The organism is Streptomyces sp. NPDC048196, from assembly GCF_040652715.1.
GTDB classification, from domain to species: domain Bacteria; phylum Actinomycetota; class Actinomycetes; order Streptomycetales; family Streptomycetaceae; genus Streptomyces; species Streptomyces siderophoricus.
On the sequence record NZ_JBEZMM010000057.1, the window covers coordinates 23,476 to 42,738 of the forward strand.

The 19,263-nt window shown below is 71.7% G+C and carries 14 protein-coding genes; 4 read left to right on the forward strand and 10 right to left on the reverse strand.

Going from position 1 to position 19,263, the window contains the following annotated elements; all coding sequences use genetic code 11:
* The first annotated feature begins 52 nt into the window (after positions 1-52).
* Positions 53-1,480, forward strand: a complete 1,428-nt coding sequence (locus tag AB0E02_RS33810) for an amidohydrolase family protein (protein ID WP_362146759.1) — start codon at positions 53-55, stop codon at positions 1,478-1,480.
* A 252-nt stretch (positions 1,481-1,732) separates the two neighbouring features.
* On the opposite strand, the gene AB0E02_RS33815 is transcribed toward AB0E02_RS33810, so the two are convergent.
* The 6 genes from AB0E02_RS33815 to AB0E02_RS33840 form a co-directional block, all read right to left on the reverse strand.
* Positions 1,733-4,426: a SpoIIE family protein phosphatase gene (locus tag AB0E02_RS33815; RefSeq protein WP_362146796.1), complete on the reverse strand. Its 2,694-nt coding sequence runs from the start codon at positions 4,424-4,426 to the stop codon at positions 1,733-1,735.
* 171 nt (positions 4,427-4,597) lie between these two features.
* Complete coding sequence (locus AB0E02_RS33820) at positions 4,598-5,059, reverse strand: ATP-binding protein (RefSeq protein ID WP_362146799.1); 462 nt, start codon at positions 5,057-5,059, stop codon at positions 4,598-4,600.
* Between the two features lie 343 nt (positions 5,060-5,402).
* Entirely contained in the window at positions 5,403-5,828 is a 426-nt protein-coding gene (locus tag AB0E02_RS33825) for a (deoxy)nucleoside triphosphate pyrophosphohydrolase (RefSeq protein ID WP_362146762.1), read from the reverse strand.
* Positions 5,829-5,878: 50 nt separating this feature from the next.
* Positions 5,879-6,058, reverse strand: a complete 180-nt coding sequence (locus AB0E02_RS33830) for an SPOR domain-containing protein (protein ID WP_030412215.1) — start codon at positions 6,056-6,058, stop codon at positions 5,879-5,881.
* Between the two features lie 261 nt (positions 6,059-6,319).
* Positions 6,320-8,023 (reverse strand): APC family permease, encoded by a 1,704-nt coding sequence (locus tag AB0E02_RS33835; protein ID WP_362146765.1) that lies wholly within the window; start codon positions 8,021-8,023, stop codon positions 6,320-6,322.
* Between the two features lie 637 nt (positions 8,024-8,660).
* A complete protein-coding gene (locus AB0E02_RS33840) occupies positions 8,661-9,413 on the reverse strand; it encodes a GntR family transcriptional regulator (protein WP_362146768.1) in 753 nt (250 codons plus the stop codon).
* Between the two features lie 465 nt (positions 9,414-9,878).
* Between AB0E02_RS33840 and AB0E02_RS33845 the strand changes: the two genes are divergently transcribed.
* Entirely contained in the window at positions 9,879-10,628 is a 750-nt protein-coding gene (locus AB0E02_RS33845) for a PIG-L deacetylase family protein (protein ID WP_362146771.1), read from the forward strand.
* A gap of 199 nt (positions 10,629-10,827) precedes the next feature.
* On the opposite strand, the gene AB0E02_RS33850 is transcribed toward AB0E02_RS33845, so the two are convergent.
* The gene (locus tag AB0E02_RS33850) at positions 10,828-11,817 is read right to left on the reverse strand and encodes an alpha/beta hydrolase (RefSeq protein ID WP_362146774.1); all 990 of its coding nucleotides are present in this window, start codon (positions 11,815-11,817) and stop codon (positions 10,828-10,830) included.
* 181 nt (positions 11,818-11,998) lie between these two features.
* Positions 11,999-12,421, reverse strand: a complete 423-nt coding sequence (locus tag AB0E02_RS33855; protein ID WP_362146777.1) for an ATP-binding protein — start codon at positions 12,419-12,421, stop codon at positions 11,999-12,001.
* A gap of 176 nt (positions 12,422-12,597) precedes the next feature.
* On the opposite strand from AB0E02_RS33855, the gene AB0E02_RS33860 reads away from it, so the two are divergent.
* Both AB0E02_RS33860 and glpK read left to right on the forward strand, forming a co-directional pair.
* Complete coding sequence (locus AB0E02_RS33860; RefSeq protein WP_362146780.1) at positions 12,598-13,365, forward strand: IclR family transcriptional regulator; 768 nt, start codon at positions 12,598-12,600, stop codon at positions 13,363-13,365.
* Between the two features lie 36 nt (positions 13,366-13,401).
* Entirely contained in the window at positions 13,402-14,916 is a 1,515-nt protein-coding gene (gene glpK, locus AB0E02_RS33865) for a glycerol kinase GlpK (protein ID WP_362146784.1), read from the forward strand.
* Between the two features lie 364 nt (positions 14,917-15,280).
* On the opposite strand, the gene AB0E02_RS33870 is transcribed toward glpK, so the two are convergent.
* Positions 15,281-15,670 (reverse strand): hypothetical protein, encoded by a 390-nt coding sequence (locus AB0E02_RS33870; RefSeq protein WP_362146787.1) that lies wholly within the window; start codon positions 15,668-15,670, stop codon positions 15,281-15,283.
* A gap of 5 nt (positions 15,671-15,675) precedes the next feature.
* Positions 15,676-19,134, reverse strand: coding sequence for a DUF6531 domain-containing protein (locus AB0E02_RS33875; protein ID WP_362146790.1), 3,459 nt, complete (start codon positions 19,132-19,134; stop codon positions 15,676-15,678).
* Between the last annotated feature and the right edge of the window lie 129 nt (positions 19,135-19,263).

The window sequence follows — 19,263 nt, forward strand, 5'->3', positions numbered from 1 at the left end:
TGGCTTGATCTCACCTCCCGACGCGCTCTTGTCAACGCGGTATAAAAACGGAATGAATTTTCCGAAACTGAGCCGGCGCCGGGTCCTCGCCGGCATCGGGGGCGTGCCGCTGGCGGCCGCGGCAGGGGTACCGGCGCGCGGCCGGGAGCGTCCCGGAAGACCGGTCGAGGCGCCGGGCGGCAGACGGACCACCCTGCTGCGCGGCGCCGACCTCGTCCTGACCATGGACCCGGCACTCGGCGACGGCCCGCTGGGCACCCTGGAGAACGGCGTCGACGTCCTGCTCAAGGACGGCACGATCGCCGCGGTCGGCCGGAGGCTCGACGCGCCCGCCGGCGCCCGGATCATGGACGCCGGCGGGAAGCTCGTCCTGCCCGGCTTCGTCGATCTGCACAACCACCTGTGGCAGTCGAGCATCCGCGGCGGCTGCTCGACCCAGGACCTGTACGGCTGGCTGGCCGGCTGCAACCGTGCCACCCTGCCGAAGATCGACCCCCAGGACATGTACCGCTTCGTCCACCTCGCCGCCCTCGACGCCCTCCAGGCGGGCGTCACCACGCTCGTCGACTGGGTCCACCCCATCCCGTACGACACCGGCGAGCGCTACGTCCGGGCGCTGGACGACGCCGGTCTGCGGTTCGTCTACGCCGCCACCCAGGGCGCCGCCGACCTCGACCTCATCCCCCGGGTCAAGAAGGACCTCCTGGATCCGCTGCCGCTGGCCTCCGCGCAGGTGTCGGTGCACGCCGGGATGTCCGCCCGCAAGGAGCTGCGGCAGTTCCACGAGCTCGCCCGGGACCTGGGGGTGATGCTCAACTCCCATGTCCTGGAACACCGCGACGACCGCAAGGACGACCCGATCCGCGCGCTGCGCGAGGCCGGTGCGTTCGGCCCGGACCTGCTGATGAACCACGCGATCCACCTCACCGACGAGGAGATCGCGCTGACCGGCGCACACGACGTCCGGGTCGCCCACTGCCCGCTCAGCAACATGCGGCTGGCGTCCGGCATCATGCCGCTGCCGGCCCTGCACCGGCACGGTGTACGGGCCGGTCTGGGGCACGACGGCGGCACCAACGACACCTCGGACATGTTCAACGTGATGAAGGCGGCGGTCGGCCTCCAGCGGGCCCGGCACGAGGACGCGTCGGTCCACCCGACGATCCCGGCGGTGCTGCGGATGGCGACGCTGGGCGGCGCGGAGTGCATCGGCCTGGCGGACCGGGTCGGGTCGCTGACACCGGGCAAGCGCGCCGATGTCGTCGTCCTGGACCCCGGCACGCTCAACTTCGCCCCGCGCTTCGACTGGACCAGCCAGATCGTGCTCAACGGCCAGCCGCCGAACGTCAGCGAGGTCTTCGTCGACGGCCACCTCCGCAAACACCGGGGCCGACTGATCCACGTCGACCCGACCCACGTCGTCCACGAGGCGGAACGCGCGGCGGCCCGCGTACGGGGGCGGCGTAACGGGGCGGGGTGAGGGGCGGGGTGAGGGGGCGGTGCGGGGGAGGGGCGAGGGGGCGGTGCGGGGCGCGGGGCCGGAGGCGGGTGGCACGAGGGGGGTGGGCCCGAGGGGAGTGCGGGGCCGGTCCCCTAGGGTGCGTCCCCTAAGGGATCGATGGGCCCCCGGTTCGACCCAGGGTAGGCCGGGCGCCCAGAGCCCGCCCCGGCCTGTGGACAACCGGCCGCCGCCCCGGGCCCGGGCCAGCCCCCGCGGGGGGCCGTACGCCCCTCAGAAGAGGCTCAGCAGGGCTTCCGTCGGGTCGGGTGCCGTGGACTCGCCGTCGGGCAGGGCGAGTTCGAACCAGACCGTCTTGCCGCGTGGCGTACGGCGGCTGCCCCAGCCCTCGCTCAGCAGGCCGACGAGCTGCAGCCCGCGGCCGCCCTCGTCGGTGTCGCGGGCACGGCGGCGGCGCGGCTGGGCGAGGTCGGCGTCCCAGACCTCGCAGACCAGCGTGCGGTCCAGCAGCAGCCGCAGCCGGATCTCGCCGTGGCCGTGCCGGAGCGCATTGGTGACCAGCTCGCTGACCAGCAGTTCCGTGGTGTCGACCAGGCCCGCAAGGCCCCAGTCCGTCAGCTGGTCGCGGGCCAGTTCGCGGGCCCGGGCCACCGAGCGGGCCTCCGGCGCGAGGCTCCAGTCGCCCACCGCGTCCTTGGGCAGCCCGTGCACCCGCGCCATCAGCAGCGCGATGTCGTCCTCGCCGTGCGAGGTGTCCAGGGCGCTGAGCACGTGGTCGCAGGCGTCCTCCAGCGGGCGGTCGGCGCCCGACAGTGCCCGGCGGAACGCCTGCAGCCCCTCGTCCAGCGGGTGTTCGCGGGACTCGACCAGTCCGTCGGTGTACAGCGCGAGCAGCGCCCCGTCCGGCAGCTCCACCTCGATCTCCTCGAACGGTTCGCCGCCCACCCCCAGCGGCATCCCCGGCGGTACGTCGAGCAGCAGCGCGTCCTCGCCCTCCTCGACGAGCACGGGCGGCAGGTGCCCGGCGTTGGCGAACGTGGCGCGCCGGGTGACCGGGTCGTAGACGGCGTAGACGCAGGTGGCGAGGTAGACCTCGGAGAGGTCGGCGGTGCGGGCGGAGCGCCTCGACTCCGCGGCGGAGGCGGCGGAACCGGCGGAACCGGCGGTGCCCGAACGGCCGCGCGGGCCCGGGCCCTTGGTCCGGCCGTCGCCGCTGCCGCCGAGCCCGCGGGCGATCTCGTCGAGGGCGGAGAGCACCTCGGCCGGTTCCAGGTCCAGCAGGGCCAGGGTCCGTACGGCGGTGCGCAGTTCGCCCATGGCGACGGCGGCGCGCAGTCCGCGGCCCATGACGTCGCCGACGACCAACGCGGTGCGGTGGCCGGGGAGTTCGATGACGTCGAACCAGTCGCCGCCGACCTCGGTGGCGGTGGTGCCGGGCAGGTAGCGGCAGGCGATGTCGAGGCCGGCCGCCTCGGGGTCGCCCGGCGGCAGCAGACTGCGCTGCAATATCAGGGCGCGTTCGTGTTCGCGGCGGTAGAGGCGGGCGTTGTCGATGCAGACCGCGGCGCGCGCGGCGAGTTCGACGGCGAGTGCGGTGTCGCGTTCGCCGAACGGCTCGCTGCCCTTCGTACGGGAGAACTGCACCAGGCCGACGACGGTGTCCCGGGCGACCATCGGGACGGCGAGGGTGGAGTGCACCACGGCGCCCAGCTCGGGTCCGTCGTCGCTCTCCCGGCCGGGGATGATCTGCGCCTGGGCGGTCCGCAGGGCGCCGGCGCAGGGGGAGTTGAAGGGGTAGCGGTGGACGGCGCCGACCGCGACCGGGCCGGGTGCGTCCGGCGGCTCGCAGCAGGGGGCCCCGGCGAGCGGGGCGTCGGAGACGGCGCTGGCGAAGGCGACCCGGCGGAGCTCGGCGCTGCCGTCGCTGGTGCCGGGCGGGGCCTCGTCGCCGGACAGCAGGCCCTGGTAGAGGTCCACGGAGGCCAGGTCGCAGAACTGGGGGACGGCGACGTCGAGGAGGGTGCGGGCGGTGGTCTCCAGGTCGAGGGAGTTGCCTATCCGGGCGCCGGCCTCGTTCAGCAGGGCGAGGTTGCGGCGGGCGTTGGCGGCCTCGCGCTCGGCCCGGCGCCGGCCGGTGACGTCGGCGGCGAGCGCGGCGACGCCGATGGGGCGGCCGCTGGCGCCGTGCAGCCGGTAGAGCGAGATCGACCAGCGACGGCGCTCGTCCTCGCCGGGCACCGCGCCGACCAACTGCATTTCGGTGACCGGTTCGCCGGTGTCCAGGACGCGGCGCAGTGCGACGGTCATCCGCTCGGCCTCGGGGCGGGGCAGGAAGTCGTGCGGGGTGCAGCCGCGGTACTTGCTCGCCGGGCCGCCGAAGACCGTGGCGAAGCGTTCGTTGACGCGCAGCAGCTTCAGGTCCGTGCCGAACAGGGTGAAGCCCATGGGAGATTGACCGAAAACGGCCTGCGAGGCGGCGAGGTCGGTCTCGATGCCGCGCAGGGCCCGGACGTCCACGACCACGCAGACCGCGGCGCGTTCACCCTCTTCGTTGCGGGAGGGCATGACGTAGATCTCGGCGAGCCCGTCGGCCGGTCCGTCCTCGTTCCGGCGGTAGGGCACCAGGCCGGTCCACTCCCGGCCGTCGAGGATCTCGGAGACCTTGCGGCGGCCGGTTTCCCGCAACTCGCTGGGTACGAAGGCCGCTACGGGGTCCTTGCCGAGGGCGTAGCGGGCGGGAATGCCGAGCATCTGCTCGGCGCGCTCGCTCCACTGGTCGATGCGTCCGTCGGGTCCGAGGGAGAAGGAGGCCACCCGGATGTAGTCGTAGATCGAGCCTGGGCGGCTGCTCTGCCAGACGGGCGGGCCCTGCGGTTCGCGCGCGTGCGAACGGGCACCTGGGCCGCCGGGGCCGTCCGCACCGCCCTGGCCCTCGGCCTGCGCGGGTTCTGCCCCGCCAGATGTCATCTCGCTCACGAGCCCCGTCCCCTCCAGCTCATCGTGCCCGGACCGGACCAACCTGAGTATCCAGCACCTCGGCTATCCGGAACACGGTCTTCACGATCACAGCACAGTCTCGATCGCAGGCCATCGACGGAATGTCGATGAAATGGCAACGATCAGGACCCCACCTGTCTCCTAACCAGCCACCGACAGCTCGAACCACACTGTCTTGCCACTCTTTCCGCGACGGGTCCCCCAGCGCCGCGAACTGCAGGCGACCAGTTGCAATCCGCGTCCCCCCTCGTCGTCGGGGGCGGCGGTGCGCTCCTGCGGCGGGTCGGGCAGCGGATCGGAGACCTCGACCAGCAGCTCGCCGGCGCTCAGCAGGACCATGCGCACCCCGATCGGTCCGGTGGCATGGCGCAGGGAGTTGGTGACGAGCTCGCTGACGAGGAGTACGGCCATGTCGGCGGCACCGTTCAGACCCCAGTCGTTGAGCACCCGGCGGACGGCGGTGCGGGCGGTGCGTACGGCGCCCGGATCGGCCGGGAAGCTCCATTCGGCGATCGGTGAACCGGTGGCCCTGCCGCGCTTGCGGGCGGGGCCGGGGCCGGGTGCCGGGACGCCTTCCGCTGCGCTGTCGCTCACGCCGATCACATCCCAGCCGAGGCATCCCCGTCGGATTACCCGCATTCAAGGGCTCAATCAGGACATACCCGATATCGAGGGCGAAGTACCGCCCGCAATCGTGCACTGTGGCACAAATGGCGCATATGACTGCGGTGACGCGAGGGATGCCTGGTGGGCGGGCGGGCGTGCGCGGCGGAGGGGCCACGATGCGCCGGGCGTGCCGGCCGGCGGACGGACGCCCGCGCGCCCCCAGGGGACCGCTCAGCGGCGTAACAGCAGGGGCTGGACCGCTCGGCGCTCAGCGGCGTAACAGCACGGCCTCGGACCGCTTCAGCGCTCAGCGGCGTACACGGGCACGGGCCCGGACCGTTCAGCGACGGACGCCCGGTACCCCGGCGGCCGTGGCGGCCAGCCGTCGCATCGCCTCGGCGACCGCCGGCCGGTCCTGGTCCAGCCAGTCGACCTGCGCTTCCTCCCCGGGCCGCAGCCAGCGCAGCTCGTCGTGGTCCTGCAGCGGCTGCGGCGCCCCGGACACCAGCCGCGCCGTCCACACCTGGAGGACATAGCCGGGCCGCAGCACCCACTCCCCCGGGATGCGGTCCCCGATCTCGGTCTCGACGCCGAGCTCCTCGCGCAGCTCGCGCTCCAGCGCCCGCTCGGGCGTCTCGCCGTCCTCGACCTTGCCGCCGGGCAGCTCCCAGCGGCCGGCCAGCGCGGGCGGTGCGCTGCGCCGGGCGGCCAGCAGCCGCCCGCCTTCGCACACCGCTCCGCCCACCACTACGCGCACCGTCGTCATGCGCGGCAGCCTACGTCCCCCGCCCTCGTCCCGCTTCTGCGCGGCGGCCCTCAGGTCGTCGCGCGATCGGCCTTCTCGACCACGTAGAGCCGCCGGCTGCCCCGGGTATCGAGCCGTTCGGCCACCCGCTCCGCCTCCGCTCGGGTGGCATAACGGCCCACGCGATACCGGTTGCCGCCTTCGTCCTGGCGGATGACGAGCCAGGGCAGCACGGCTCCGTTGTCGGTCATTGCGCCCCTCCGTCCGCCGGACAGCGCGCCGTGGCGCGCCCCTCGTGTGCTGATGCCGAAATCGCAATCCGCATATGCCCGAGCGTACGCCCGACCTTTACTCAGCGGATATGGAATTACACAAAGAGATACCGAACCGGCCACCCGCGGGCCCGGCGTACCGGGGCGGCCGCGAGTGGCCGGTGGGGCCCGAAGGACTCGGGCAGGTGTGGTGGTGAGGGGGCGACCGGGCATCGGCCGCCCCGAGGACGGAAGTCCGGGTTACGCCCGCGCGGACGCCTTGGCCTCCTCGGCCTCTCCCGTCTCGTCCGCCGCACGGCTCTCGGCCTCGGCGGCGAGCTCGCCCTCGACCGTCGCCAGGGACGGGTTGCGCCAGGAGCTGCGGACGCCCCAGTAGTAGAAGGCGAGCGCGATCACGGCGACCAGGAGGATGTCCCAGCCCTCGGGCAGGTAGCCCTTACCGCCGAAGTCCTTGCCGCCGAGGTACGACACGGCAGCCATGACCAGCAGGTACGCCACCATCCAGGCGCCGGCCTTCAGGTGCGGGACCAGCGCGGCCCACGGCTTGCGGCCCTGGGTGAGCGGCTTGCCGATCTCGTACCAGGCCCAGACGGGCAGGCCGACGGCCATGATCAGGATGACCTTGCCGGTGAGCGGCCAGCGGCCCCAGTAGAGGACCAGCGAGCCGAAGATCATCGCGATCGGCGCGATGACCGGCATGGCGCGCAGCTTGACCGGGCGCTTGAGGTCCGGCGACAGCCGGCGCAGCGACATCACGGCGACCGGGCCGGTGATGTACGAGATGACCGTGGCGACCGAGACGATCTCGGCCAGCGAGCCCCAGCCACGGAAGACCGCGAGGAAGAGGAACGCGATCACGAGGTTGAGCAGCAGCGCCGGGCGGGGCACACCGGTCTTCTTGTCCACCTTGCCGAAGACGCCGGGCAGGTGGCCGTTCTCCTGCACGCCCTGGATCATGCGCGAGGTGGTGGCGGCGTAGATCATGCCGGTGCCGGACGGCGAGACGAAGGCGTCCGCGTAGAGCAGCAGCGCGAGCCAGTTCAGGCCCCAGGCCACGGCCAGGTCGGCGAGCGGCGAGTTGAAGCCGAGGCCGGCCCAGCCGCCGTTGGCGCCCAGCTTGTCGCCGGGGACCGCCATCAGGAACGCGACCTGCAGCGCCACGTAGATGACCAGGGCGATGATGATCGACGAGACCACGGCCTTGGGCAGCGACTTGCCGGGGTTGCGGGCCTCGGCGGCGAGGTTCAGCGGGGACTGGAAGCCGTTGTACGCCCAGACGATGCCGGAGACCGCGACGGCGGTGAAGACCGAGCTCCAGCCGTTGGGGGTGAAGCCGCCGTGGTGCGCGATGTTGCTGGTGTCGAAGTGCGCCAGCATCAGGGCGCTGGCGGTCAGCACCGGGACGACGACCTTGAAGACCGTGATCGCGGTGTTGGTCTTCGCGAACAGCGAGATCGCGAACCAGTTGAGGAAGAAGTAGAAGATCAGCAGGATGCTGGCGAGCCCGACGCCGGTGCCGGTCAGCTCCTTGCCGTCGTAGAGCGCCTGCGCCCAGCCGAAGTCCCACGAGCTCATGTACTGGACGGAGGCGGTGGCTTCGCCGGGGATGACCGAAACGATGGCGATCCAGTTCGCCCACGCGGCGAGGTAGCCGGCGAGTGAGCCGTGCGAGTACTGGCCGTAACGGACCATGCCGCCGGCCTTCGGGAACATCGCGCCGAGCTCGGAGTAGGTCAGGGCGATGGTGAGTGCGACCAGCGCGCCGATGATCCAGGCGATGATCGCGGCCGGCCCCGCGATGGCGGCGGCCCGCTCGGCCCCGAAGAGCCAGCCGGAGCCGATGATGGACCCGAGACCAGTGGCGGTCAGGGCGATGGTCCCGAGGGACCGACGGTAATGCGAATGCGAACCCTGCTCCGCACCCGGGTTTTTCGTCGTGCTCACGTGCTGGTCTCCTGGTCTTCCCCCGTGCCGTGCACAAACTTCGCCATCGTAAGAGCGAATCCGAAGATCGGCTTCCCGCTCTCGGCCAAAACTCCCGCCCAGCTGAGGCTCTGTGAGTTTTCCAACACCAAGATCCGGCCAACGTTTACGTGCATATGCGGATGAAACGGACAGCTGACTTGAGGCCGAAAGTAACTGCGGATCTCGCACGAGGCGGGCCCCGGGGCGTCACGGCCCGGGGCGTCACGGCCCGGGGGCGGCACGGCCCGGGGGCGGCACGGCCCGGGGGCGTCACGGCCCGGGGGCGTCACGGCCCGGGGGCGTCACGGCCCGGGGGCGTCACGGCCCGGGGGCGTCACGCGGGAATTCCGCCGCTTCACGCGGGAATACCGCCGTCCCGTGCGCCGTTGTCGGCCCACAGGGGGCGCGCGCAACCCCTACGGGATCCGTTCGACCCCTCCCTAGGGGAAAGCGGCTCTACGGGCCGGTACCAGCGGCGCGGCTCTACGGGACAGCGGCTCTACGGGCCGGGGTCAGTAGCCTTACGACGCCAACGCCCTTACGGGGTGCGGCGAGGCCCCAGCAAGGGCCGCCCACCCCCACCCAGCGCCCGCCCGTCCCCGCCCCGCCCCGCCGCCTACTTCACCGGCAGGTGGTACGCGACCCGGTAGCGGTCCGCGAGCGTGACGATGTCGGCCGTCTCGACCGGGCGGCCGCCCGCGAAGTACGTCCGCGAGATCACCAGCACCGCATGGCCCGGAACCCCGCCCAGCGCCATGGCCTCCTCGGCCAGTGCGGCCCGCGCGCCGACCTCCTCGATGACGTTGTCCACCACCACATCGATGGCCGCCATCCGCTCGACGACACCGCGCCCGGCCAGTGGGCCCGCCTCGGGCAGCATCACCGGCGTCCGGCCGGTCACGTCCAGCGGCTCCCAGGACGTCGAGAGCATCGCCGGCTCGCCCTCCGCGCGGAAGAGGTAGCGGGTCCGCATGACCCTGCCGCCCGGCGGGATCCGCAGCCGGCCGGCCACCGCCGAACTGGCCGCCTCCTGCTCGCTGCTGGACTCCCAGGTGCCGCGCACCCGCTCGTCCGTCTGCTCCTGCCGGAAGGGCGTACACCCACCCGCCGCATGGAACCCGACCCGCGCGATGCGCCGCGGAACGGGCTGCTCGCGCACGTACGTCCCCGACCCCGAGCGGCCCTCGACGAGCCCCTCCGCCATCAGGACCTTGCGGGCCTCCAGGGCGACGGTGTCCGAGACGCCGTACTCCTCGCGGATCCGGGCCTGGGAGGGGAGGCGGGTGTGCGGCGGCAGCACCCCGTCGACGATCTTCTGGCGCAGGTCGCCGGCGACGCGGAGGTACGCGGGCTGCTCACCGAAAGGCACATGCCCCTCCCAACAGCTTGACAGTCAGCAACAGCGTGGCAACCGCGCGTGGTCGACCGCAACCTCGGGCCAGATATTCACCTGTTGTGATGAAACCCAGCTCAGCCACCTGGGGACCGTGCGGGCCCGCACCGGCGTTCCGCATCTTCCGCCTCGCCCACCTCCGGCGTCACACCCCGCACGCGCCACCTCGTCATGTCACGATCGTCCACACGCCCCCATCACAGGGGCCCGACGACTGCCACGACGACGACCACGACGAACGGAACGGCCCGACGGCAGCCCCGCCGGCGGGCGGACCCGACGGAACGTCCGGAAGACAGCCCGGACGACGGCCCGGAAAAGCGACCGAAAATCGACCGAACGGCGACCGTGCCGGACAGCCCCGGAACGGAAGCGACCACTTCGGAACGGAAACCGACCCCGGATCAGGAACGACCACCCGGAGTAGGAAGGAAGGCGCCCATGCCCGCCGAGTCCCCCCTCTCCCCCATGCCCAAGGACTGGCAACGGGCCCTCGCCGTCGCCGCCCACCCCGACGACCTCGAATACGGCGCCGCGGCGGCCATCGCCGAATGGACCACCGCCGGGCGGGAGGTGAGCTACCTCCTGGTCACCCGTGGCGAGGCCGGTATCGACGGGCTGGCCCCCGACGAATGCGCCCGGGTGCGCGAGGCCGAGCAGCGGGCCGGCGCCGCGCTCGTCGGCGTCCACACCGTGGAATTCCTCGACCACCACCGGGACGGCACGATCGAGGGCGGGCCGGCGCTGCGCCGCGACCTCGCAGCGGCCGTCCGCCGCCACCGCCCGGAGCTCCTGATCACCCTCAACCACCACGACACATGGACCGGGGGCCACTGGAACACGCCGGACCACCGGGCGGTCGGCCGGGCGGTCCTGGACGCGGCGGGCGACGCCGGCAACCGCTGGATCTTCCCGGAGCTCGCCGACACGCTCGGCCTCGCCCCCTGGAACGGTGTCCGCTGGGTGGCGGTGGCCGCCTCGCCGTACCCCACGCACGCCGCCGAGGTCGGCCCCGGCATCGACCGCGCGGTGGCCTCCCTGGCGGCGCACAGTACGTACATCAACGGCCTGCGCGGCCACGGGCAGGACGCGCAGTCCTACGCCCGCGCCTTCATCGAGCAGGCCCTCCGCACCGGCGGGGAACGTCACCGCGGCCGCCCGGCCACCCTGTTCGAGCTGTTCCCGCGCTAGGCCCCCCGTACGGCCAGGAACCCCAAGTCCCCGCCCCCGGCAACCCCATTCACCGCGCCCAACTCCTGGTCCCCGCACCGCCGTTCACCGCGCCCAACTCCGGGTCCCCGCACCTCTGTTCCCCGCGGGCCGCCGCCGTTCACCGCGCCGCACCTCTGTTCCCCGCGGGCCGCCGCCGTTCACCGCGCCGCACCTCTGCTCACCGCGTCCCGCCCCCGTACGCCCGTACGCCGCAGCCCCCGTTCACCGCGCCCGCCGCGAACGTGGCCACCAGCTCCGCGATCTCCGCGGGCCGTTCCAGCACCATCGCGTGGGTGGCGTCCACTCCGGTGACGGTCACGTACGGCCGGGTCCGGGCCAGCTCCGCCAGGTCGCGCCGCAGGCCCTCCGTATAGGCCGCCATCAGGTCGTCGAACCACGACGGCACGCCCGGCACCGGCGGGTTGGGGCGCAGCGCCCGGGCGATCAGCAGCGGCCGGGAGACGTTCCGGTAGCGCCCGAACAGGTCGATCCCGGCCATCGCCTCCTGCAGCTCCCGGGCCTGCTGCCGCCCGGGCCGCAGGAAGAGCCGCCCGTCCCCGGTCTCCGCCAGCGACCGCCGCACCCCCGCCTCCATCACGTCGGCGGGAATCCCCAACTCGGCGGCCATGCCGGTCTGGTAGCCGATCACGCCGGCCAACGCCGCTGCTTCGAAGGGCCGTCCGCCCGCCTCCTCGGCGAACTTCCGTGCCTCGGCGAGCCGTTCCCGCACCCACGCCGGATCCAGCCCCACATACTGCTCGGGCCGTCCCATCCCGTGCCCGTCGAGGTTCACCGCCGCGGGCACGGCGTCCGCCAGAGCCTCCAGGCACCGTACGGCCACCATCCCGCCCAGGGAGTGCCCGACCACCACGGCCCGCGGTGTCCCGCACGCGGTCAGCACCGCCCGTACGTCCTCAACGGCCACCTCGAACGTCCACGGCACCGCCCCGTCCCCCGACCGCCCGTGGCCGCGCAGGTCCATCGCCAGCACCCGGTGCCCGGCGGCCAGCAGGGGCGCCACCCGCTCCCAGTCCATGAGCGTCCGCCCGGCCCCGTGCAACAACAGCACCGCCGTCCCTGCCCCACCGTGGTCCCGCACCGCCAGCTCCACCCCGTCGCCGGCCTCGCACATCAGGTCCCGGCCCGCGTTCCGCGCGCTTCGTGTCATGCGTCCACGCTAGGGCCGCCGAACGCGTTCAAGATCATCCGCGGAGTCGATGCGCCCGCCCCCCTTTCCGGGAGAGAATGGATCATCGCCCGCGCGCCGACGGCCGCCGTTGTCACTCCTGGTGTGCGACGGCATTCCTGGTGTGCGACGGCATTCCGGATGTGCGACGGCGCTTCACGACTCACGCGGCGCGGAGTTCCGCCCACCGGGTGGTGCCGCCGGCGTGGACCCGCGTGCCGGATTCGGCCGCCAGGGCGGTGACGATGCCGAGCCCGCGGCCGTGCTCGTCCGCGCAGCGCTCGGCGGCCGGCTGCCCGTCCGCCGTGACGGGCCCGGTGTCGGTGACCTCGACGCGCAGGGCGTTGCGCCCGTCGACGGCCCGCGACAGCCGCAGCACGGCCGGCGGCCGGGCGTGGACGACCGCGTTGGTGACGAGTTCCGAGACCACGAGGAGCGCGTCCTCGACGAGGCCCGGGGTCAGGTTCCAGCCGGCCAGGACCGTACGCACCCGCCGGCGTACGACCGAGACGGCTTCGGGGATGTGGGGCAGCGGGCAGACGTGTTCGACCGCCTCCCCGACCACCTCTTCGAGCTGTGCCGTCATGCCGCCTCCTCCGAGGCCCCCTACCGGCTGGATGCCGGGCTTTGAAGGGACGCTATGAGGGACGGTGGGGGCGGTCAATGAACGGCGGTCGGCATTACCGAACGCTGCCCGCGAAGGGCCGTCGCTTCCGGCAGATGCCGACCGCGGGACTACGAGCGCGGGACTAGGATTGCCTCATGGCCGGCCCGGTCCAGTCGATCGAACGGGCGGCGGCAATCCTGCGTCTGCTCGCCAGTGGGCCCCGTCGGCTCGGGCTGGGTGAGGTGGCCGCGTCGCTCGCGCTGGCGAAGGGCACCACCCACGGCATTCTGCGCACCCTGCAGAACATCGACTTCGTCGAGCAGGACCCGGCGACCGGGAAGTACCAGCTCGGGGCCGCGCTGCTGCACCTGGGCACCAGCTACCTCGACGTGAACGAGCTGCGCTCCCGCTCCATCAACTGGGCCGACGCCCTGGCCGCCCGCAGCGGGGAGGCGGTCCGGCTGGGCGCTCCCCTGGAGGGCAAGGTGCTCATCGTCCACCACGTCTTCCGCCCCGACGACACCCTCCAGACCCTGGACGTGGGCGCGCTGCTGCCGCTGCACGCCTCCTCGCTCGGCAAGGTGCTGCTGGCCTTCGGCAGTGTGCCGCTGGAGCCGGCCGTGGAGGCCGGGCTGGAGGCGTATACCCGGCACACCCTGGCCGACCGCGAGCACCTCACCCGGGCGCTCACCGAGGTCCGCGAGCTCGGGTGGGCGGCCGAGGTGCAGGAGATGATCACGGGTGAGGCCGGTATCGCCGCGCCGGTCCGGGGCCACGGCGGTCTCGTGGTGGGCGCCATCGGCGTCTCCGGCACGGTCGAGCGGATCTGCGACGCCAAAGGGGTCCCGCAGCCGGCCCTGGTCACCCAGGTACGCCACGCCGCCCGGGCGATCTCCCGAGACCTGGGAGCCGCCCGCTGGTGAGCCACCGCTCTCGCGCCCCGCAACGGAGGGTTGATCATGGTTAAGCGGTATGTGATGTCCATCGACCAGGGCACCACCTCCACCCGATGCATCCTGTTCGACCACCAGGGGCGGCTGGTGTCGGTCGCCCAGCGGGAGCACCAGCAGTACTTCCCCCGGCCCGGGTGGGTCGAGCACGACGCCGTCGAGATCTGGCACACCCTGCAGCGCGTGGTGCCGCAGGCGCTCTCCCATGCGGATGTCAGCCCGGACGAGGTCGCCGCCGTCGGGATCGCCAACCAGCGCGAGACGACCGTGCTGTGGGACCCGCGTACGGGCACCCCGCTGGGCAGGGCGATCGTCTGGCAGGACACCCGTACGACTCCACTGGTCGAGGACCTCAGGAGCCGGCCCGGCGACGAGTTCTTCCTCCGACGCTGCTGCCTGGCCCCTTCCACGTACTTCTCCGCGCCCCGGATCCGCTGGCTGTTCGACCACGTCGACGGGTTGCGGCAGCGCGCCGAGGACGGCGAGGTGCTGTTCGGCACGATGGAGAGCTGGCTGATCTGGAACCTCACCGGTGGGCCGGCCGGCGGCGTGCACCTCACCGACGTCACCAACGCCAGCCGCACCATGCTCATGAACATCAGCACCCTCGACTGGGACGAGGAGCTGCTGGAGTTCTTCGGGATCCCCCGGCCGATGCTCCCGGAGATCCGCGCCTCGGCCGAGAGCTACGGGGCCGCCCGTGCCGTCATCCCGGGCGTCCCCATCACCGCGGCCCTCGGTGACCAGCAGGCGGCGCTGTTCGGGCAGACCTGCTTCGCCCCCGGCGAGGCGAAGTGCACCTACGGAACCGGCAGCTTCCTGCTGCTCAACACCGGCACCGACCTCGTACGGTCCCGGCACGGCCTGCTCACCACCGTCGCCTACAAGGTCGAGGACCAGCCCGCGGTCTACGCGCTCGAAGGCCCGATCGCCGTCACGGGCGCGCTGGTCCAGTGGTTCCGCGACCGGCTGGGGCTGATCAGCACCGCCCCCGAGATCGAGACGCTCGCCCGCACCGTCGAGAACAACGGCGGCTGCTACATCGTCCCGGCGTTCTCCGGCCTGTACGCACCGCACTGGCGCAGCGACGCCCGCGGGGTCATCGTCGGCCTCACCTCGTACATCACCAAGGGCCACCTGGCCCGGGCCGTGCTGGAGGCCACCGGCTGGCAGACCCGGGAGGTGGTCGACGCCATGAACGCCGACTCCTCGCTCGCCCTGAAGGTGCTCAAGGTGGACGGCGGGATGACGTCGGACAACCTGCTCATGCAGTTCCTGGCCGACGTGCTCGACGTACCCGTGGTGCGCCCCATGGCCGTCGAAACGGTCTCCCTGGGCGCCGCCTACGCCGCCGGCCTCGCCGCCGGCTACTGGCCCGACCTGGAAGTCCTCCGCCGCAACTGGCACCGCGCCGCCCAGTGGCTGCCGGACATGGCCCCCGAGCGCCGGGAGGCGGAGTACGAGGACTGGAAGCGCGCCGTCGAGCGCTCCCTCGGCTGGATCAGGTCGCCGCGGCCACCCTGAGAAAGCCGGAGGCCCAAAAACCAGAGGCCCGACCCTGACGGGCCGGGCCTCTGTGCGGTGGGGGTGTGCGGGATCAGCTGTGTAGGCGTGCTGGATCAGCGGGGTGACGTTGGGTCAGCCGCGTGGCGTCAGGTCACCCGCTACACGTTGAACCGACATGTCGACGGCACCGCAGTGACCGGCGGGGTACGTCCCGTCGTAGCGTCCGATCCAGCGGGTATCCAGCAGTCGGCGATCACTGCCACGCGCAGCTCACGGAACGTCATCCAGCTGCAGCCGCGGGCCCTTCACGGAGCGGACCTCCGTGAAGGGCCCGCGAGCTCGCATCCGCAGCTCCCCTTGATCCGGTCGCGACCGGATGACATCAGTCTTTCGAGGCCATGGAGATACCGCCCGAGGCGAGGGAGAAAATTCTCGCAAGCGCCTTTCGCGTCTGCGGATCTCGATCGATCCTTTCCATTGACGCGAGCACCTCCGGGGCGATGTCAATCGTGGTCACACCTCCTGCGGCGTCACCCTTTGCCGCCGGGAAAAGCACCAGGCACCGATAGGAGCGCACTTCACCATTTCGCTCCTCCCGCAAGATGGTGCAGAGAAATACGGCAGCCTCCTTCACCTGCCCACGGAGTGACTCCTCGGAGGACCACCGCGTTGCCCACCCTTCCCGCTCTGCCCGCAACTGCAGTTCGAGCAGATCCGCGAAACGGACCTGGCACACGCGGAAATCAGGATCTGAAGACCGGACGAGTGACATAGGTGCTACTCCCCGCCAAGAACATCGACACGGATGGGAGTTTCGGGATCGATACGGCCATCGCCCACCCTGGTCATGAGCTCATCCCATCGATGATGCCCACCGAGTACTTGCCCCCCGGGCGAAACAAGGAATCCATCCCCTGGTCCAGCATTGTTGAATGACGCCACAAGCTCATCGTTACTCAGGTATTCGTGATACCACTGCGAACTCGGATCGCGAGTACTCTGTCCTTCAGTGTACCGGGAAAGATCACGCGCTGGTTCGTGGTGGCTTGAGAATTCCTCATCGTCTTCGCAGCCGAACAAACCAAGGGGGTCCCGCCAACGTGCGGGGTTCAGCACATAGCTGATCGGATTGGCAGCCGGTCCGAGCCCGAGCGGATCCGGGCTGGCGTACCGCCCGGTGTCCGGGTCGTAGTGCCGGAAGAAGTTGTAGTGCAGCTCCGTCTCGCGGTCGGCGTACTGCCCGGGGTAGCGCAGGGGCGTGTACGCGGTGGCGTTGCGGTTCCAGGCGGTGGAGCCCCAGGTGGTGGCGCGGGCTTGCCACGCGAGGTCGCCGTCCTCGCTGATGAGCTCCGTCGGCATACCGGTGAGGTCGGTGGCGATGGCGAAGAAGCGGGCGTCGACTTCGTCCTGGGAGAGGTGCTTGCGTTCGTACTGGGCAAGAGGGGTGTGTCCCTTGTGGTCCCAGGTGGTGGTGATGCCGGTGGTGCTGGAATGCTCCTCGGCGAGGCGGGTGCCGTCCCAGGTGAACGCCACTGTCTCGGCCGGTGATTGCCCGTCGGCGGTGAGGCGGGTCTTGGCGGCGCGGCGCCCGAGGGCGTCATAGGTGTAGGTCCAGCGGGTGCCGTCGGGGGTGATGCAGGCCGTGAGGCGGTCCTCGGCGTCCCATGCGTAGCGCCACGAGTCGGGCTTGGCCGACAGGCGCTTCTTCTGGCGGAGTGTGATGCGTCCTGCGGCGTCGTACTCGTAGCGGACGTGGCCGGCGAACTCCAGGCGGGTCCCGGCGTAGGTGCGGGGGCCGCGGGCCTCGTCGTGGCCGGCCTGGTCGGGCCAAGCGGCCTCGGTCTGGTTTCCCGCGAGATCGTAGCTGTATCGCTCGATCCAGTTCTCGGCGCTGACGCCGAGCGGGCGGCCGATCGGGTCGAGGGTGAACTCGCGGCCGACACCGAGGCGTTCGTCGGTGACGGCGGTGAGGTGGCCGTCCGGCCGGTAGCGGTAGGTGCGGGAGATGAGGGTGCGGCCGGGAGCGGCGGCGGCGCGGGCGGTGAGGCGGCCCGACATGTCCCACACCGAGGTCACCGAAACCGGAGCGTCGGGGGTGCCGAAGGTGCGGGTGGTCTCGCGGCCCGCGGCGTCGTGGGTGAAGACGAGGGCGTGGCTGTCGATGTCGACGCCGGTGGTGCGGCCTGCGGCATCGTATGCGTAGTGGGTGACGGCACCGGTCGGCGTGGTGCGGGAGGTGCGGCGGCCCAGCGCGTCGTACGTGTAGCGGACGGTGCGGCCGTCGACCGTCTCCGCCAGCACCCGGCCGCGAACGTCGCGTTCGTAGGCGACGCGGGAAGTGGCGGTGACGGCCTCAAGGAGGCGGCCCTGGGCGTCGTGCCGGTAGCGGGTGATGTGTCCGGCAGCCTCCTTGGCTGTGATGCGGCCCAAGGCGTCGCGCTCGTAGGTAACGCTCTCGCCGGTGGGGGTGAGACGGGTGGCGAGCCGCCCCGCCGCATCGTGACCGTAAGTGGAGGTCCGGTTGTCGAAGTCGGACTCGGCGGTGAGGCGGCCCGCTTCGTTGAAGGTGTAGTCCCAGGTCAGGCCGGCCGGATCGGTGACCTGGGTGAGGCGCAGCTCGGTGTCGTAGGTGAAGCGGTAGGTGGCGCCGTCGGGAGTGGTACGGGAGACGAGTTTGTCGAAGTGCGTGTACGTGTACGCCGAAACGCCGCCAAGCTCATCCGTGTGCAGGTGGAGGTTGCCCTCCCCGTCCCACTCCCACGTCTCCCGGGCGCCGTCCGCGCCGGTACGGGTGGCGATCTTGCCCTCACGGGTCCACTCCAGGTGCGTACGCGCTCCGAGGGGGTCGGTCAGTGCGACAGGACGGCCGAAGGCGTCGCGCTCAACGTGCGCGGTGTGGCCGAGCGGGTCGGTGTACGAGGTCGGCAGGCCGGCCCCGTTGTTCGCGTAGCCCGACCTGGAGCCGTCCGGGGCGATGACCTCGGCGACCGCGCCGGTGAGGTCGTACCCGTACCGTGTGACGGTGCTGTCCGGCGCGGTGTGTTCGGTGAGGTTGCCCCCCTCGTCGAAGGCCTGCCGCCAGACTGAGCCGTCCGGCGTCGTGATCTCCACGGGCAGGTTCAGGCCGTTGTACACGGCGCGGACCGTGGTGCCGTCAGGCCGGTGAACTGCGGTGAGGTTCTGGGCGTCGTCGTACGCGTAATGAGTGGTGTGGCCCAGCGGGTCCGTCTCGGCGAGGAGGTTGCCGTGCTCGTCCCACTCACGCCTGACCGTGTTCCCGAGCGGATCGGTCTCGGCGATCACCTGGTGCCGGGCGTTGAACTGGTAGACGGTGACGGCACCCTGGGAGTTGGTGTACCGGGTGGTGCGCCGGGCAGGGTCGTAGGAGAAGCGGCTGGAGAGGACGCCGTCCGGACCGATCGTCCGCACGACGCGGTGCCACTGGTCGTACTCGTACCGGAACGTCGAGCCGTTCCGGTCCGTCCACGAGGTCATCCGACCGAAGTCGTCGTACCCGAACTCCAGGGCATTGCCTGAAGAGTTGACCACGTGGGTGATGTTTCCGGCGCCGTCGTCGTCGTAACGGTAGGACTTGATCTCGGCCGGTCCGTCGGAGGTGTCCAGGGCGAGGCAGGAGACGCGGCCGGCCTCGGTGTGGATACGCACGACGTAGCCACCGCTGTGGTGCACCGTCGTCGGGGTGCCGTCCTCCAGGCGGGAGAGGACGATCTCGTTGCCGTTCCGGTCACCGATGTACTGCAGCCAGAACCAGCCCGACCGGGAGGGGGAGTCGGCGAAGACGCGGACGATGCCGGTGCGCAGGTCGGTGATCTCGTACGTGGTCCCGCCGAGCGCCCCGGTGCCGGCATGGGCGAGCGGCAGCCGTGCCCCGGTGACGGGGTGGACCGCCTCGTCACTGCCCGCCGGCGGCAGGGACTCATACCGCAGCAAGGAACCGTCCTCACGGGCCCAGACGACCCCGTCCTCCGTCACCTCCAGACGTTCGTCCAGCGCAGAGGCCCATGACGGGCCGAAGAACTGTCCGTACCGGTACGAGGAAAGGTGCGTACGGGAGATCCGCAACGGCAGAACGCCGGGCAGGTCGAGATCGGTCTCCGTCTGCAGCAGCTCGCCGCTGGCGACGTCGACCGGGTCGTTCTCACAGGGCCGGTCGCCCGTGGGGCGTCCGGTGAGGTGCGGGTCGCTGGTGGAGCCGTTCATCGAGTCCGGCCGCACGTGAGAAGGCTTCTCGCCGCCGGGGCGGCCGCCGCCGCTAGGAGATGTCTTCAAATGTCACGCCCACATCAGGAGCGAGGCGAGGGTGACGGCGGCCTGGTAGGACTCGGTGGTCTTGTCGTAGCGAGT